We start from the raw sequence: 2930 nt of genomic DNA, 5'->3' as shown, positions 1-2930 counted from the left end.
CGAGACTAGCGGCTTGGCGCCCTCGACGATCACCGGCATGCCCAGCGCGGTCAGGGCCGTCACGCGCTGGCGGCTGAGCGCGATCGTTGCCGGGTCGAGCGGGCGCGGCGCGAGGGGCTGGCCCTCGCCGGTCAAATAGCGCGTGGTCTGCAGGCCGGGCAGCACCACCACATCCCCCGGCTTGCCAAGCTTGACGATTCTTTGCTGCGCCAGAACCAGAAAATTGTCGCAGGCCGTCCTGTCGGGCAGCTTGACGATCGACACCATCCGGCAACCGCCCATCGTCAGCAGATGCACCTGCCACCGCCCTTCCGCAGCCAGACGCCATGCGGTGCGCTGATAGGCCCCGGCATGCGAATCCCCCATGATGAACAGGCGGCGCGCATCGGGCTTCGTGCAGGGCGTGGGGAAGGTGATATCCATGCCCGCGCCCAGCGGCGCGATATGCTTCGTGGTGGGGCAGCCGGGCGGCAGCGGCGGCGCGCCATAGGGATCCCAGAGCGCCAGATTGTCGGCGGCGGCCAGACCCAGCCTCGGCTTGCCCGCAAAGCCCGCTACACAGATCGCCGCGACAAGGCAGCCCGCCACCCCATAGCTCACAAAGAACCGCAAGGAGGGCGGACTGCGGCGATGGCGCTGATTGTGGAACGCCTTTTCCACATAGCGGTAACTCAACCATGCCAGCAGCAGCATCGCCGCGCCCGCGAAAAGCTGGGCGGGCAGGGTATCGATGCCGCAGGTCCAGCGCAGCGCCACAATCACGCCCCAGTGCCAAAGATAGAGCGAATAGCTGATGTCACCGAACCACAAGGGCAGGCGCATAGACAAGGCACGGTCCAGCCAGTGGTCGGGATGCCACCACACCAGCGCCAGCACGCCCAGCGTGGCAAGGCACGGCGCCAGCGCGCCGGGAAAGGGAAAGCGCAGAGGATCGGTATGGACAAGGCTGAAACCCAGCACCGCCAGCACCGCCACCGCCAGCAGATCGCGCCAGCGTGTCGTCGCCTGACCGATCGCCACGCCGCGCGGCGTGCCAAGGCCCACGCGCAGCAGGAAGCCGCTCGCCAGCTCCCAGAAGCGGGTGGGGATCATGTAGAAGGCAAATGTGGGATTGTGCCGCGTCATGTAGGCCGCCGCCGCCAGAGAGACCAGCGCGCCCAGCCCCACCAGACCCAGAGCGATCCGCGCCGTGCGCTGCGAAGCGCGCGCGCTGGCGAAGATCACATAGGAGAAGAAGGGGAACAGCAGGTAATATTGCTCCTCCACCGCCAGCGACCAGGTGTGGGTGAAAGGGTTCAACTCGCTGGAGACCGCGAAATAATCCCCGCTCTTGGCGAAAAGCACGATGTTGCTCTGGCCAAAGGCGGCGGCAGCGCCGGTCAACTCGAAGAAATGCGTGGCCTGCGTGCGCGGGATCACCAGCATGTCGAGCAGGATCGCCACCGCGATATAGAGCCATGCGGCGGGCAGGATGCGCTGGAAACGGCGCTTGAAGAACCAGCCCAGATAGGCGCCGAAGCTCTCATGCCGGCCACTGGTCACCGAATGGGCGACCACGAAACCCGAGATCACGAAGAACACATCCACGCCGACAAAGCCGCCGGGCATCCACCGCGCATTGACGTGATACAAGACGATGGAAAGCACCGCGATGGCCCGCAGACCGGTTATGGATGCGATGTAACCCCGCGCTGCCGTCGTCATAGTGCTCTCATGTGCCAAAACCGGTCCCGTTGCTGAGCTATGTAAATCCCAGTATGTAACAAGACCATGACGATGTCGATGTCCCAGATCACCGTCCCCGTGCTGGCCGTGTTTCTGACAGGCTGCTCTGTTCAGGCGGCGCCGGGGCGGTCACTCACCGTGGCAATCATCGGCCAGTCGAATGAGGCCGGGGCGGGCCAACAGCCCGATCCCGATATCCCCGAAGACCTCCAGCACGATCCTGTCGGCCCCAAGGGCGGCGCGCACTCGATGTGGCCGACGGTGGAGGCCATGGCGGCGCAGCGCGGGGTCTCGATGTGGTTCTGGAACAGCGCGGTGGGGGCGACATCGCTGGTGCATAGCTGGGCGGGCACGCTGCGCGTCTGGGAGCCGGGCATGACTCTGGCCCAGGGCGACTATGTGCTGGCCGAGGGGCATATCTTCAAGGAGATGACCCCCAATCCCACCACCCATCTGCTGACCTCGACCCAGTCCCCCGGCGCGTCTCCCGGCAGCGACAGCCTGCAATGGCAGGACATGGGCCCGCCCCGCGCCGGTGAGGTGCCCGATGCCGTCTTCCGCAGCGGAGACCGCCTGTTCGATCCCAACGGCTATGTCGCCACCGCCCTGCAGGGCCTGCGCCAGCATGAGGGCGAGCCATGGGTCTTCATCTCGATCGGGCAGGGCGATGCGGGCAGCTATTGGAGCGTGTCACGCGTGCAATATGCGCAGGGCCTGATCGCCGTCACCGATGCGGCGCTGGCCGCCGGGGCGCATGTCGCCATCGGCTTCACCTGCGGCGCGGCCAAGCCGGAGATCGAGCAGGCCTATCAGCAACGGCTGATCCCCGGCTGGCATGACGCGCTGGCCTATTATGCCGGCAACCCCCGCGTGATCCCCGGCGCCAATCTGCGCGAGGCGCTGGGGCCCCTCACCGTCCAGCCCAACCTTCGGATCGGCCTTCAGCCCGACAAGGTGCATATGAATGACACCACCTACGGCCTGGCCTCCAAGGCCTGGGTCGAGGCGCTGAGCCGCGCGAAGGTGCTGCCCCGGGGCTGATCGCCGCTCACTTCACCATAAAGCAGGTCTTGTCGCCGGACAGCTTGGCGGTCTTGCAAGGGGCGGGTTCACCCCAGACCCAGCTCGATCCGAGAAAGCCGATATAGACCCGCCCGAAGACATCGGGATCGGCGGCAAGCGCCGTCACCTGATCGAGATTGCCT

General features: G+C 66.1%; 2 protein-coding genes. One reads left to right on the top strand and one right to left on the bottom strand.

Annotation, left to right across the window (positions count from 1 at the left end):
• Nucleotides 1–1704: acyltransferase family protein (locus SR3_RS30080; protein ID WP_068095059.1), on the bottom strand; the 1704-nt coding region annotated here is incomplete at its 3' end.
• Between the two features lie 78 nt (nt 1705–1782).
• On the opposite strand from SR3_RS30080, the gene SR3_RS30075 reads away from it, so the two are divergent.
• A complete protein-coding gene (locus SR3_RS30075; protein WP_169805750.1) occupies nt 1783–2766 on the top strand; it encodes a hypothetical protein in 984 nt (327 codons plus the stop codon).
• Nucleotides 2767–2930 lie beyond the last annotated feature (164 nt).

The sequence above is a fragment of the Novosphingobium rosa NBRC 15208 genome, from assembly GCF_001598555.1.
Taxonomy (GTDB): domain Bacteria; phylum Pseudomonadota; class Alphaproteobacteria; order Sphingomonadales; family Sphingomonadaceae; genus Novosphingobium; species Novosphingobium rosa.
The sequence above is the reverse complement of the archived record's forward strand: the minus strand, read 5'-3'. Positions and strand labels throughout refer to the sequence as shown.